General features: G+C 74.0%; 12 protein-coding genes. 6 read left to right on the forward strand and 6 right to left on the reverse strand.

The features are described from left to right. Nucleotides 1-984: 984 nt before the first annotated feature. Nucleotides 985-2,478 (forward strand): AlkA N-terminal domain-containing protein, encoded by a 1,494-nt coding sequence (locus ACIF6F_RS04280; RefSeq protein WP_399941025.1) that lies wholly within the window; start codon nt 985-987, stop codon nt 2,476-2,478. 65 nt (nt 2,479-2,543) lie between these two features. After that, the gene (locus ACIF6F_RS04285) at nt 2,544-3,044 is read left to right on the forward strand and encodes a methylated-DNA--[protein]-cysteine S-methyltransferase (protein WP_399941026.1); all 501 of its coding nucleotides are present in this window, start codon (nt 2,544-2,546) and stop codon (nt 3,042-3,044) included. Nucleotides 3,045-3,118: 74 nt separating this feature from the next. Here ACIF6F_RS04285 and ACIF6F_RS04290 read toward each other — a convergent pair whose 3' ends face one another. After that, nucleotides 3,119-3,610 carry an NUDIX domain-containing protein gene (locus ACIF6F_RS04290; RefSeq protein ID WP_399941029.1) on the reverse strand — a complete coding sequence of 164 codons (492 nt, stop codon included), beginning with the start codon at nt 3,608-3,610 and terminating at the stop codon, nt 3,119-3,121. Nucleotides 3,611-3,708: 98 nt separating this feature from the next. After that, complete coding sequence (locus ACIF6F_RS04295) at nt 3,709-4,167, reverse strand: MarR family winged helix-turn-helix transcriptional regulator (RefSeq protein WP_399941030.1); 459 nt, start codon at nt 4,165-4,167, stop codon at nt 3,709-3,711. A gap of 112 nt (nt 4,168-4,279) precedes the next feature. Here ACIF6F_RS04295 and ACIF6F_RS04300 point away from each other — a divergent pair, with 112 nt between their 5' ends. Continuing rightward, on the forward strand, nt 4,280-5,140 hold the full coding sequence (locus tag ACIF6F_RS04300; RefSeq protein WP_399941033.1) for a haloalkane dehalogenase: 861 nt from the start codon (nt 4,280-4,282) through the stop codon (nt 5,138-5,140). Between the two features lie 257 nt (nt 5,141-5,397). Here ACIF6F_RS04300 and ACIF6F_RS04305 read toward each other — a convergent pair whose 3' ends face one another. Both ACIF6F_RS04305 and ACIF6F_RS04310 read right to left on the reverse strand, forming a co-directional pair. Next, nucleotides 5,398-6,468: an ADP-ribosylglycohydrolase family protein gene (locus tag ACIF6F_RS04305; RefSeq protein WP_399941035.1), complete on the reverse strand. Its 1,071-nt coding sequence runs from the start codon at nt 6,466-6,468 to the stop codon at nt 5,398-5,400. A gap of 125 nt (nt 6,469-6,593) precedes the next feature. Continuing rightward, the gene (locus ACIF6F_RS04310; protein WP_399941038.1) at nt 6,594-8,282 is read right to left on the reverse strand and encodes a BCCT family transporter; all 1,689 of its coding nucleotides are present in this window, start codon (nt 8,280-8,282) and stop codon (nt 6,594-6,596) included. 142 nt (nt 8,283-8,424) lie between these two features. Here ACIF6F_RS04310 and ACIF6F_RS04315 point away from each other — a divergent pair, with 142 nt between their 5' ends. Continuing rightward, nucleotides 8,425-9,573: a glycerate kinase gene (locus ACIF6F_RS04315; protein ID WP_399941041.1), complete on the forward strand. Its 1,149-nt coding sequence runs from the start codon at nt 8,425-8,427 to the stop codon at nt 9,571-9,573. Between the two features lie 68 nt (nt 9,574-9,641). Here the strand turns inward: ACIF6F_RS04315 and ACIF6F_RS04320 are convergent, their stop codons facing one another. After that, nucleotides 9,642-9,863: a hypothetical protein gene (locus tag ACIF6F_RS04320; RefSeq protein WP_399941043.1), complete on the reverse strand. Its 222-nt coding sequence runs from the start codon at nt 9,861-9,863 to the stop codon at nt 9,642-9,644. A gap of 201 nt (nt 9,864-10,064) precedes the next feature. On the opposite strand from ACIF6F_RS04320, the gene ACIF6F_RS04325 reads away from it, so the two are divergent. Further along, complete coding sequence (locus ACIF6F_RS04325; RefSeq protein ID WP_399941045.1) at nt 10,065-11,600, forward strand: hypothetical protein; 1,536 nt, start codon at nt 10,065-10,067, stop codon at nt 11,598-11,600. A gap of 180 nt (nt 11,601-11,780) precedes the next feature. Continuing rightward, nucleotides 11,781-11,981 (forward strand): hypothetical protein, encoded by a 201-nt coding sequence (locus tag ACIF6F_RS04330; RefSeq protein ID WP_399941048.1) that lies wholly within the window; start codon nt 11,781-11,783, stop codon nt 11,979-11,981. Nucleotides 11,982-12,023: 42 nt separating this feature from the next. Here the strand turns inward: ACIF6F_RS04330 and pssA are convergent, their stop codons facing one another. Further along, nucleotides 12,024-12,833 carry a CDP-diacylglycerol--serine O-phosphatidyltransferase gene (gene pssA, locus ACIF6F_RS04335; protein ID WP_399942128.1) on the reverse strand — a complete coding sequence of 270 codons (810 nt, stop codon included), beginning with the start codon at nt 12,831-12,833 and terminating at the stop codon, nt 12,024-12,026. Nucleotides 12,834-12,841 lie beyond the last annotated feature (8 nt).

Genomic DNA, 12,841 nt, shown 5'->3' on the forward strand with positions numbered 1-12,841 from the left:
CGTGCCCCCGGTACCGGGGCCCGGCCACGCCCCACGGGGCGGCGCACCACCGTCCGTAGGCCCACCGCCCGTCTCAGCGACCTCCGGGCCGTCTGCGCCCCTTCATAGGCCGCCCACGATCGCTACGCGCTCCTGCCAGACGGCGACGGACGGCCGTCCGGGGCTGGGATGAGCCGGGGACGGGGATGACCTGGATTCAGTGTCCATCTCCTGCAACTGGCGGGCGGGGACGGCCCGTCGGCCGCTGAGCGAGAGCAGCACGAGGCCGTCTGGGCGGCTCGACCGTCCCGTCGGCCGCCGGGGCGAGAGAAGCGCGCAGTGACCGTTGGCGGCGTCTCGACCACCGACGGCCCGCCGGTCGCCGGTCGAGAGAAGCGCGTAGCGGTCGTTGGCGGCCTATGTCCGGCTCAAGACAGCCGTCCGCCGCGGTGGGGCAGGAGCGCGTAGCGATCTGTGGCGGCTTATGAAGGGGCACCGGCGGCCCGGAGGTCGCTGAGACGGGCTGGGGGCCTACGGACGCTGTCGCGTCCGCCCCGTGGGGCGGGGGCCCGCCCCGCTTCCGGGCCCGGGTGCCGACACCGGGCTCCCGGCCGTCCGCCGGGTGGCGGAGCCACCGGGGACGCTCCCGCCGCCACCGGTCCCTTGTCTCGTTGCCCCCTGACCGTCCCCCCTGGAGCCTCCCGCCACTCGTAGTCCGCCCGGGGCGGGGTGGGGTGTCAAGGGTGGAACGAAGTGGAATCGCCGCAGGCGACGCGGAGCGCCCTTGACACCCCGCCCCGCCCCGGAAACACCCTCAAGTGGCGGGTGGCTCCAGGACCCATCCCGAGAGAGGCCCGCTGCGGATGCCCCCGGCCCACCCCCGAGACGTTCACCCCCCGACCCCGACCCCGACCCCGACCCCGACCCCGACCCCGACCCCCCCCCGCAATCTTGATGTCGGAAAATCGCCAGCCCGCCCCGCCGCCGGTGACCGAAGCTTGAGGCATGCACACCGATACCGAGCGCTGCGTGCGCGCCGTGCAGTCGAAGGACGCGCGGTTCGACGGATGGTTCTTCACCGCCGTCCTGACCACCCGCATCTACTGCCGCCCCAGCTGCCCGGCCGTGCCCCCCAAGGTCGAGAACATGACCTTCCTGCCCAGCGCCGCGGCCTGCCAGCAGGCCGGATTCCGGGCCTGCAAGCGGTGCCGGCCCGACACCAGCCCCGGCTCACCCGAGTGGAACGCACGCGCCGACGCCGTGGCGCGCGCCATGCGGCTGATCCGGGACGGTGTCGTCGACCGGGAGGGCGTGCCGGGCCTGGCGGCCCGGCTCGGGTACTCGACCCGGCAGATCGAGCGCCAGCTCAACGCCGAGCTGGGCGCAGGGCCCCTGGCCCTGGCCAGGGCCCAGCGGGCCCAGACGGCGCGGCTGCTCATCGAGACGTCGGAGCTCCCGATGGCGGACGTGGCCTTCGCGGCCGGCTTCTCCTCCATCCGCACCTTCAACGACACCGTCCGCGAGGTCTTCGCCCTCTCCCCGAGCGAGCTGCGCACCCGCGCCGCCCGCCGGCCCGCGCGCGGCGGGCGGGCCGCCGGTGAACCGCCGGCCCCCGGCGTGCTCTCGCTGCGGCTGCCGTTCCGCGCGCCGCTCAACCCCGACAACCTCTTCGGGCACCTGGCCGCCACCGCCGTCCCCGGCGTCGAGGAGTGGCGCGACGGTGCGTACCGCCGCACCCTGCGGCTCCCGTACGGCACCGGGGTCGCGGCGTTGTCGCCCCGCCCCGACCACATCGCCTGCCGGCTGGCCCTGACCGACCTGCGCGACCTGACCATCGCCATCAGCCGCTGCCGCTGGATGCTCGACCTCGACGCCGACCCCGAGGCGGTCGACGCGCAGCTGCGCACCGACCCGCTGCTCGCGCCGGTGGTCGACAAGGCCCCCGGGCGCCGGGTGCCGCGTACCGTCGACGCGGCGGAGTTCGCCGTACGGGCGGTCCTCGGCCAGCAGGTGTCCACGGCCGCGGCCCGTACCCACGCGGCCCGCCTGGTCACCGCGCACGGCGAGCGCGTCGCGGACCCGCACGGCGGCCTGACCCGCCTCTTCCCCTCCCCGGAGGCACTGGCCGCCCTGGACCCCGAGGCCCTGGCACTGCCGAAGAGCCGCCGCACGACGCTCACCACCCTGGTCGGGGCGCTCGCCGACGGCTCGCTGCCCCTCGGCATCGACAGCGACTGGGAGAGCGCCCGCGAGCGGCTGGCCGCCCTGCCCGGCTTCGGCCCCTGGACGGTCGAGGTGATCGCGATGCGCGCCCTGGGCGACCCTGACGCCTTCCTCCCCACCGATCTCGGCGTCCGCCGTGCGGCCAGGGGTCTGGGCCTGCCCGCGACCCCGGCCGCCCTGACGGCCCGCGCCGCGGGCTGGCGGCCTTGGCGGGCGTACGCAGTGCAGTACCTGTGGGCGACCGACGACCACGCCATCAACCGTCTGCCGGGCTGAGCCCCGGGGCCGCGGAGGCCCCCGCCGCCCGTGAGACGCTGGACGAAGAACGAGGAAAGACACTCATGGACCGCATGCACACCGTCATCGACAGCCCCTACGGGCCGCTCACCCTGGTCGCCACCGAGGGCACGCTCAGCGGCCTCTACATGACCGGGCAGCGGCACCGCCCGCCGGAGGAGTCCTTCGGCGAGCGGGCCGGCGCCGAGGAGGAGCCGTTCCCCGAGGCGGTGCGCCAGCTGGCCGCGTACTTCGCCGGCGAGCTGACCGCCTTCGACCTCCCGCTGCGCATGGAGGGCACGGAGTTCCAGCGCAGCGTCTGGGACCAGCTGAAGCAGATCCCCTACGGGGAGACCTGGTCGTACGGCGAGCTGGCGGCGCGCCTCGGCAAGCCGAACGCCTCGCGTGCGGTGGGCCTGGCCAACGGCAAGAACCCGATCGGCATCATCGTGCCCTGCCACCGGGTGATCGGGGCGTCGGGCGGCATGACCGGCTACGGCGGCGGCATCGACCGCAAGCAGCGGCTGCTGGCCTTCGAGAGCGGTGCGGAGACCGCCCTCTTCTGAGGAGCACAGGCCACCGGCCAGGGGGGCGGTCGCCGTCAGGCCACACCCCTCATCCCACCCCTCAGCCCACCGCCTCAGCCCACCGCCCGCCCGTACTCCAGCTCGACCGGGCCCGTGCCCCGCTCCGCGGCCTCGTACGCAGCTTCGATGCGCAGGCCGAGCGAGCCGGGCAGGTACGTGGTGAGTTCGGTCGGCGGCACCAGCCTCCAGGAGACCAGCTCCTCCTCCTGGAGCCGGACCGCGGCCAGTTGCTCGCGGTCCAGCACCCCGCCGTCGTACACGTACGCCACCAGGGGCGGCCGGCCGGGGCCGGGCACCCAGTCCACCGCGAGCAGCCGCCCGAGCGGGAGGTCGAGGCCGATCTCCTCGGCGGTCTCGCGGCGGGCCGCCTGCCGCGGTGACTCGCCGCGGTCGGACTCGATGGTGCCGCCCGGCAGCGCCCAGCCCTCCCGGTAGTTGGGCTCGACGAGGAGGACGCGCCCCTCGGCGTCCCGGAAGAGCGCGGCGGCCCCCGCCAGCACGCGGGGCAGCGAGGCGATGTAGGTGGCGTAGTCAGTCGTGGTCACGGGCGACAGCCTAGGGTCTGCCCGTACGCCGTCCCGCCCTCCGCGCGTCCGTTCCACTGCACGTCTGAACGTCCGCACGTCCGTGCCTCCGCATGCCCCTACGGCATGTCCCCCTGCCCGTGATGGTCCGCCAGGACCGTGAGCAGCCGCACGAGTTCGGTGCGCTCCGCCGGCGCGAGCGGGGCCAGCAGCTCGTCCTGGGCCGCGGCCAGCAGGGTGTCGAGGCGCCGCAGCCGCTCGGCGCCCGCGGCCGTGACGCTGATGACGTTGCGCCGGCGGTCGGCGGCGTCGGGGGTGCGCTCCACCAGTCCCCGCGCGCTCAGCTCGTTGATCACCGAGACCAGGTCGCTGCGGTACACACGGGTGCGGCGGCTCAGTTCCGCCTGGCTTGCCGGGCCGCCCTCGGCGAGCGCGGCGAGGACGGCGTAGTGCCACTTGCGGGCGTCCTCGCCGGCCAGGGCCTCGCCCACCAGGCGGTCGGCGTGGCCGGTGGTGAGGGAGAGCAGCCTGCTGGGCAGGGCCCGCAGCCGGGCGGGGGTCTCGCTGGTGCCGGTCATGCGCGCCATCCTAGCCCTTGCGTTAGTGCCACTAACCATCTACTTTCATTAGTGCGACGAACGTTAGTCGCCCTACCGACAATGCGGGACCGACCCGTGAAGGACGGCCGTCATGCCCGAGATCCAGGTGCTCGACTCGACCCTCCACTACGAGGACCGCGGGACCGGAGTCCCGTTCGTCTTCCTGCACGGCAACCCCACCTCCTCGCACGTCTGGCGCAACGTCCTGCCCGGCCTCGCCGGCCACGGCCGCCTCCTCGCCCCCGACCTGATCGGCATGGGCCGCTCCGGCAAGCCCGGCATCGGGTACACCTTCGACGACCACTCCCGGTACCTCGACGCCTGGTTCGACGCCCTCGGGCTGACCGACGTCGTCCTGGTCGGGCTCGACTGGGGCGGTGCGCTCGCCTTCGACTTCGCCGCCCGCCACCCCGGGCGGGTCCGGGGCGTCGCGTTCATGGAGACGATCCTCCGGCCGATGACCTGGGACGAGTACCCGGCCGCGGCCCGTGAGCGCTTCCAGGCCTTCAAGCGGCCGGGGGAGGGGGAGGAACTGGTCCTCCACCGCAACGTCTTCCTCGACTCCTTCGCCCAGACCGTCCTCACCGGCCTGGCCGAGGAGGACTGGGACGTCTACCGCGCCCCCTACCCGACCCCCGAGAGCCGCCGCCCCCTGCTCCAGTGGCCGCGCTCGATGCCCGTGGGCGGCGAGCCGGCGGACGTGATCGCCCGTGTCGAGGCGTACGACAAGTGGCTCGCGGCCAGCACCGAGGTGCCGAAGCTGCTGCTGACCTTCGACGGCTCCAAGGCCCTCATGATCGGCCCCGAGCTGACCGACTGGTGCCGGGAGAACGTCGCCGCACTGGAGATCGTGCCCTGCGGCGCCGCCTCGCACCAGGCCCCCGAGGACCGACCGGAGGAGATCGCGGCGGCCATCGGGGCCTGGGCTGCCCGCCACGGCCTGGGCGCCTGAGGCCGCACCGGCCGCACCAGCTGTGACCGGCCGCACCGGCCGTGACTGCCGCATCAGCCGTGACCGGCCGCACCGGCCGTGACTGCCGCATCAGCCGTGACCGGCCGCACCAGCCGCACCGGTCGTGAGCGGCCGACCCGGCCGGTCAGGGCCTGCTCTCCGCCCGGTCGCCAGCCGCTCTCCGCCGCTTTCCGCCGGTCGCCGCCCGGTCGCCGGGATCCGGGACCAGCTGCCGCCGGGGTCAGCCCCCGCCGGGGTCAGCCCCCGCCCTCCGCCAGCCGCACCGTCCGCTCCGCCAGCTCGCGGATCGAGGCCCCGTCGAACCCCTGGACGGCGCTGCGGACGGTGTCCTCCAGCGGCACGGTCCACTGCTCGGGGATGGCCGCCGCCCCGCACAGCACCCCGGCGACCGAGCCCGCCGTCGCGCCGTTCGAGTCGGTGTCCAGGCCGCCGCGCACGGTCAGCGCGACGGTACGGGTGAAGTCCCCGTCCCCGTAGAGCAGCCCGGCGGTCAGTACCGCGGCGTTCGGCACCGTGTGGATCCAGCCGAGCCCGCCGGTCTCCGCCTCCAGCTCGGTCAGCGTGTCCGCCCACTCCACCCCGGCCTCGTGGAGTGCGACCACCCGCCGCACGGTACGTGCCAGCCGGCTGCTCGCAGGGATGCGGGCCAGCCCCGCCTCGACCGCCTCGCGCGGCCCGTCCGCCGTGAAGGCCGCCGAGATCACCGCCGCCGCCCACATCGCCCCGTACACGCCGTTCCCGGTGTGCGACAGCACCGCGTCCCGGCGGGCCAGCGACGCGGCCCGCCGGGGATCTCCGGGCGAGCTCCAGCCGTACACGTCCGCCCTGATCAGGGCGCCGATCCACTCCTGGTACGGGTTGTCGTACGTGGCGGTGAGCGGCGGGCGCAGCCCATTGGCGAGGTTGCGGTACGCCACCCGCTCCGCCGTGAAGGTCGCCAGGTACGGCAGGCTCAGCAGCCACCGCTCCCCGACCTGCTCGGTCGTGAACTCCATGCCGTGCCGCTCCAGCAGCCCGAGGACCAGCAGCGCGTAGTCCACGTCGTCGTCCCGGCAGCTGCCGTGGACCGCGCCGCGTACGCACGCCCCCCATTCCGGGCGCAGCTCGAACTCGCCCGGCTCCCCCGGAGGGGTGAGCGCGGACGGGGGCGGGAGGTAGTCCTCCAGGGGGAGCGCGCCGGCCCGCCGCAGGTAGCGGTCGATCCGGTCGCGCGTCCAGTGGTCCCCGCGCTCGACCGGTTTGCCCAGCATGTTGCCCGCGATCCGGCCGAGCCAGCCGCCGTGGATCCGGTCCGCGAGCTCGCTCACAAAGGGATGTATACCCCGTACGGACGGCCGCGCCCCGGCGCTTCTCCGCCCGACGGCGCCCCGGCACTTCCCCCGCCCGACGGCGCCCCGGCACTTCCCCCCGCCCGGCGGCGGCCCGGAAGCCGCTACTCCTCCCGGTCCCGGCGCGACTCGGCCACCCGCCGCAGCCGGGGGTGCCGGACCTGGCCCTGCTCGGTGATCGCGTCGCCCACCATGGCCCGTACCGCGTCCCGCAGCCCGTGCAGCGCGTGGTGCCTGGCCGGTCCGGCGCCCGGGTCCGCCCGCAGCTCCTTCAGCAGCGCCCAGCACAGCAGCAGCATCACGACCACGAACGGCAGCGCCACCAGGATCGTGGCCGTCTGGAGGGACTTCAGCCCGCCCGCGACCAGCAGCACCGCCGCGACCGCGGCCATCAGCACGCCCCAGGTCACCACCAGCCAGGTGGGCGGGTGCAGCGAACCCCGGCTGGTCAGCGAGCCCATCACCAGCGAGGCCGAGTCCGCGCTGGTCACGAAGTACGTCATGACCAGGAGCATCGCCACCCACGAGGTCAGCGTGCCGAGCGGCAGCGCGTCCAGCATCGCGAACAGCGAGGCCTCCGCCCCGTCCTTCACCTTGGCCCCCAGGTCGGCGGCACCCGTCGAGTCCAGCCGGATCGCGGTGCCGCCCATCACGCAGAACCAGATCACGGTGGCCCCGCTGGGCACCAGCAGCACGCCCACCAGGAACTCCCTGATGGTCCGGCCCTTGGAGATGCGGGCGATGAAGGTGCCGACGAACGGCGCCCACGACAGCCACCACGCCCAGTAGAAGATCGTCCACGCGCCCAGCCACTCGCTGTCGGTGAAGGCCCCGGTCCGGGTGGCCATCGGCAGCAGCTCGTGCAGGTAGCCGCCGACGCTCGCCGGGATCACGTCCAGGACGTACACCGTCGGCCCGAGCAGGAACACGAACAGCATCAGCGCGGCGGCCAGCACGATGTTGATGGTGCTCAGCCACTTCACGCCCTTGTGCAGGCCGGAGAAGGCCGACAGCACGAAGGCGGCCGACAGCGACACGATGATGACCAGTTCGAGGCCGGTGGAGTCCTCGACCCCGGTGGTGATGTTCAGCCCCTCGGCCACCTGGAGGGCGCCCAGGCCCAGGCTCGTCGCGGTGCCGAAGACGGTGGCGAAGACCGCGAGCAGGTCGACGGCCTTGCCGGGCGCGCCGTTCGCCCGGCGCTCGCCCAGCAGCGGCACGAACGCGGAGCTGAGCCGGTTGCCCCGGCCCTTGCGGAAGGTCGCGTACGCCAGCGCGAGGCCCGCGATGCCGTAGATCGCCCAGGGGGTGAGCGTCCAGTGGAAGAACGAGTACTCCAGGGAGGCCAGGGCCGCCGCGCCGGTGCGCGGGGCCGCGCCGGAGGCCGGCGGCGGGGCGAGGTAGTGCGTGAGCGGCTCGCCCACGCCGTAGAACATCAGGCCGATGCCCATGCCGGCGCTGAACATCATCGCGATCCAGGCGAGGTTGCCGAACTCCGGCTCGGCGTCGTCCGTGCCGAGCCGTACCCGGCCGAACCGGCTGACCGCCAGCACCACGCACATCACGAGGAAGACGTCCGCTGCGATCACGAACAGCCAGGCGAAATTGGAGAGCACCCAGTTCAGCGCCGTGCCCGACGCGCTGTCGAAGGACCCCTTGGCCAGCGCGGCCCAGGCGACCACCACCAGCACCGCGATCACCCCCACCGTCACGACGGTACGGTCGGGGGAGTCCCCTCCAGGGTCCCCGGGCGGCTTGTCCGGAGGTGCCTGTTCCAGTGAATCCGTGCTCATGCGGCCCCACTATGGGGGTGAATATCACCCTTTTCTGGCGTGGCGCGCCGTGTGTGGCCCAGGCCACCCATGGGCATAGGAGGATCCTCCGGATACCCTCGGGGTGGCGCGACTGCACGTTCGATAGCAAGGGATAAGCAAGGTGACGGACGGGGCAGTAACTGAGGCCGCGCGCGTGCTCATCGCCGCGGACAAATTCAAGGGCTCGCTCACGGCCGTGCAGGTCGCGGAGCGGGTGACGGCGGGCCTCCGCAAGGCCGTACCCGGCGTGGAGGTCGAGACCCTCCCCGTCGCGGACGGCGGCGACGGCACGGTCGCGGCCGCGGTGGCGGCCGGTTTCGAGCGCCGGGAGGTACGGGTCACCGGCCCCCTCGGCGAGCAGGTCACGGCCGCCTTCGCCCTGCGCGAGGGCACCGCGGTGGTCGAGATGGCCGAGGCCTCGGGCCTCCAGCTGCTCCCCAAGGGCGTCTTCGCCCCGCTCACCGCCACCACCTACGGCTCCGGCGAGGTGCTCAGAGCCGCCCTCGACGCGGGCGCCCGCACCATCGTCTTCGGGGTCGGCGGCAGCGCCACCACCGACGGCGGCGCGGGCATGCTCGCCGCCCTGGGCGCCGTCTTCCTCGACGCGGACGGCAACCCGGTCGGCCCCGGCGGCGGCGCCCTCGCGGACCTCGCCTCGGCCGACCTGTCGGGCGTCGACCCGCGCTTCGCGGACGTGGACTTCGTCCTCGCGAGCGACGTGGACAACCCACTGACCGGCCCCAAGGGCTGCGCCGCCGTGTACGGCCCGCAGAAGGGCGCCTCGCCGGCGGACGTGGCGACGCTCGACGCGGCCCTCGGCCACTACGCGCAGGTGCTGGAGAAGGCGATCGGCCCGAAGGCCACCGAGCTGGCCGCCTCCCCGGGCGCGGGCGGTGCCGGCGGCATCGGCTACGGCGCGCTGCTGCTCGGCGCGAGCTTCCGGCCCGGCATCGAGCTGATGCTGGAGGTGCTGGGCTTCGCCCCGGCCCTGGAGCGGGCCACCCTGGTCATCACCGGCGAGGGCTCCCTCGACGAGCAGACCCTGCACGGCAAGGCCCCCGCCGGCGTCGCCGCCGCGGCCCGCGCCGCCGGCAAGGAGGTCGTCGCGGTCTGCGGCCGGCTGCTGCTCACCCAGGAGGCCCTCCAGGCCGCCGGCATCCGCCGCGCGTACCCGCTGACCGAGGTCGAGCCGGACACGGCGAAGTGCATCGCGAACGCGGGCCCGCTGCTGGAGCAGGTCGCGTCGAACATCGCGGCCGACGTCCTCTAGACACCCGTACGAGCGAGGGCCCCGTACCGGATCCGGATCCGGTACGGGGCCCCTCGCACGTCCCGGGCCTACCGCTCCCTGCTGCCCAGCAGCAGCGACCGCGTCCACCCCCCGAGCTGCCGCACGATGCCGGCGGCCTGCGCGGCGCGCCGCCGCGAGAACGGCAGCACCGCCAGCGCGGGCACGGACGCCAGCGTCACGATCACGACGGGCACGAGGGCGAGGGCCACCACGAGCACCCGGCCCGCCCAGCGGCCTCCGGCCGCCACGGACATCCACACACCGGCCATGTGTCACGTTCCTTCCGACTGCGGCTGATTGACGACCCCAGGGTGGGGAAGGCCGGTTACGTTGCGACAGCCCGCACCGTTGCCGATCCGGTGCACCGCTCGGGGGGAGGGGAGACCGTGCCGGACCTGACGCGGCCAGCAGGCGGTTCGTCCGAGGTGGAACGGGGTGAGGTCCCAGAGGTTGCGGAGCTCGGCAACACGTTGACACGGCTCTTCAACACGCTCGGTGTCTCTCAGCGCGCCTACGCGGTCCGCGTCTCGCTGCACCACTCGATCGTCTCCCGCTGCCTGGGCGGCCGTCGCGTGGCCACCGAGGACTTCGTCGAGTGCCTGATCCGCGAGGTGGAGACCAAGCTCGGCACCCCGCTCCAGGAAGCCGCCAGGGCCCGGGTCCGGGAGCAGCGGCTGGCCGCCGTACGTGCCACGGACCCGGCCGAGTACGAGCTGGAGGTGGTGCGCCAGGAGGCCGCGCGCGCCCGCCGCACCATCGCGCGGCTGGGCCGCGAGCAGGACGCCCTGCACGACCGCATGGACCGGCTGGAGGCCGAACTGGCGGCGGCGAGCGCCGAACTGGAGCAGCAGCGCACCGACTGGGCGCGGGACCAGGCCGCGTCCCGCCACCGTGAGCTGGAGCTGCGCGCCACGGCTGCGCAGGACCGCGGTACCCGCGAGGCCCTGCAGGCGGAACTCGCCCAGGTCAGGGCCGACCTGGCCGACGTGACCGCCCTGAGGACGGACGCGGAGGCCCGCTGCCGGGCCCTTGAGGACCGGGTACTGGAACTGGAGGAGGAGCTCGGAGCCCTCCGCGCGGCGCACGGCCCGGCGGACCCGGAACAGGCCCTCCCGGTGGAGGCCTTCCTGGACCGCCTGTCCGGCCACCTGGTGGCCGATGAGCCGCGTGAGGTGACGCGGGCGCTGGAGGCGGCCGCCTGGGACCGGTCCGCGGCCGAGGTGTTCCGGATCCTGCGGTGGCTCGTCGACTACGGCGCACTCCACCGCGCGGAGTGGCTGGTGGGCCTCGTCTGCGACTACCGGTGCGTGGACTTCATCGCGGAGCTGGGAGGGCGACTGCACACGCTGGGGCGCGAGGCCGCGCTGGACCGCGAGTTGCTGGCGCAGGTCGTGAGGACCAGGACACCGCAGGATCTGGCCACCTTGTACGAGGCGTGGAGCACGGGCGGGGAAGGCGATCGGGGCCGCGCGCTGCTCGCCGAGGCCGTGCGGGCGGCGAAGGGCCTCGACCTGGCCGACCTGCTGGGCCTGATCGACGACTCGTCGGCGATCGCCTCGGCCGTCCGCGAGGCCGCCCGCCGTGACTTCCAGCCGCGCAGGCTGTTCGGTATCGCCCGGCGGCTGGCCGGCCAGGGACACGAAGCCCTGGCGGACGCGGTTCTGGGGGCGCTCGTCCACCAGGCCGGAACCGAGGTGGGTGCCGTCACCGTGTTCGCACGGGCCTTCGGCGTGCTGTTGCCGTCCCAGCGGACGGACTTGGCGGACCGGATCGTGGCGACCACCCCCTCGTGGCCGCAGCTTCGGCTGCTCTATGCGCTCTACGACATCCGGGAGGGCGGGCGCGTGGCCGACGAGCTCCTGGCCCGGGCGGAGGCGGGAGGCGTGCTGCCCGCTTTGCTGGCCGATGCCCCGTACCCCGATCCCGCCGGCAAACCGAACAGTGTGGAGGAACTGCGGGAGCTGTTGCGGACCACCTACTCGGAGGCACTCGTCACCGACCGCTGAGGCCGTCACCCGATGTGACGGATGGTTTGGGAACAGTCACAGGGGGTCGCCGCGGTGTGCGAGGCTCCTCGTGGAAGACCGTCGTGTGCTCGCGGGTGCGAGGCGCGTCAACGGCACCCCGAACGGGCCACCGGGTAGGTACTTCCGCGTGTCCTCACACCGCGTTCACGGGAGCCGCACATGAATGCCTGGGCCTGGGTCGGCGTCGGCGTGGCCGTGTGGTGCGCCCTGTCCGTCCTCGCGGCCGCGGGCTACGCGTACGGCCGTGCCCGGCACAAGCGCGGCCGCCGCTGGCCCCGGGGCGGGCGGCCCCACGGCGGAGGGCCCCGAGGCGAAAGCCGGGGGCGGCGCCCCCACACGGCGAAGGGCCCGGACGCCTGAGCGGCGTCCGGGCCCTTCCCGGTCCTGCATGCGAGCGCAGCGCTACGGCTGCGGCACCTTCACCGGCTCCGCCGCACCCGCGCCGGCGCGCGCCTCGCGGCGGTTGTGGCGGAAGGTGTTCACCCGGCGGGTGGTGGCGAACAGCGGGATGGTCGCCGCCATCACGATCTGCAGCGCGCAGCCGGTCTGGAGCAGCATCTGGCCGCCCGGGGCGTCGAACGCCCAGGCCGCCAGCATGCCCATCGCGCCGACGATCCAGCTGAGCATCGCCACCGCGAGGACACCCCGCGGCTTGGGGTACTCGACCCGGCTCACCATCAGCCAGGCCACCCCGATGATCGCGAGGAGCGTCGGGACGAACGGCAGCTCCAGCAGCACGATGGAGACCACCGTGAGCGCGCCGAAGGGGCTCGGCATGCCCTGGAACATGCCGTCCTTCATGGTCACGCAGCTGAATCTGGCCAGCCTGAGGACCACGGCGAGGAGCACCACGATCGCGGCGAGGGCCGACACCCGCTGGTGCGCGTCGTCGGCGACCATGCCGTAGACGAGCACGAAGTAGGCGGGGGCCAGGCCGAAGCTGATCAGGTCCGACAGGTTGTCCAGCTCCGCGCCCATGGGAGAGCTGCGGAGCTTGCGCGCCACCAGCCCGTCACACAGGTCGAAGATCGCGGCCAGCAGCATCAGTATCACCGCGGTGGCGGCGCTGTGACGGGCCATGCCGGACTCGTCGCTGCCGGTCAGGTGCGGGATCAGGATGCCCGTGGTGGTGAAGTACACCGCCATGAAGCCGCAGGTCGCGTTGCCGAGGGTGAGGGTGTCCGCTATCGACAGACGCAGCGAGAGGGGCATCTCCTCGC

The sequence above is a fragment of the Streptomyces sp. NPDC086023 genome, from assembly GCF_044540325.1.
GTDB lineage: Bacteria > Actinomycetota > Actinomycetes > Streptomycetales > Streptomycetaceae > Streptomyces.

Bases quoted from the DNA above. Each gene is read 5' to 3' on its own strand.
- ACIF6F_RS04310 (WP_399941038.1), bottom strand. From the start codon at position 8,282: ATGAGCACGGATTCACTGGAACAGGCACCTCCGGACAAGCCGCCCGGG.
- ACIF6F_RS04285 (WP_399941026.1), top strand. From the start codon at position 2,544: ATGGACCGCATGCACACCGTCATCGACAGCCCCTACGGGCCGCTCACC.
- ACIF6F_RS04300 (WP_399941033.1), top strand. From the start codon at position 4,280: ATGCCCGAGATCCAGGTGCTCGACTCGACCCTCCACTACGAGGACCGC.
- ACIF6F_RS04330 (WP_399941048.1), top strand. From the start codon at position 11,781: ATGAATGCCTGGGCCTGGGTCGGCGTCGGCGTGGCCGTGTGGTGCGCC.
- ACIF6F_RS04295 (WP_399941030.1), bottom strand. From the start codon at position 4,167: ATGACCGGCACCAGCGAGACCCCCGCCCGGCTGCGGGCCCTGCCCAGC.
- pssA (WP_399942128.1), bottom strand. From the start codon at position 12,833: ATGCCCCTCTCGCTGCGTCTGTCGATAGCGGACACCCTCACCCTCGGC.
- ACIF6F_RS04320 (WP_399941043.1), bottom strand. From the start codon at position 9,863: ATGGCCGGTGTGTGGATGTCCGTGGCGGCCGGAGGCCGCTGGGCGGGC.
- ACIF6F_RS04280 (WP_399941025.1), top strand. From the start codon at position 985: ATGCACACCGATACCGAGCGCTGCGTGCGCGCCGTGCAGTCGAAGGAC.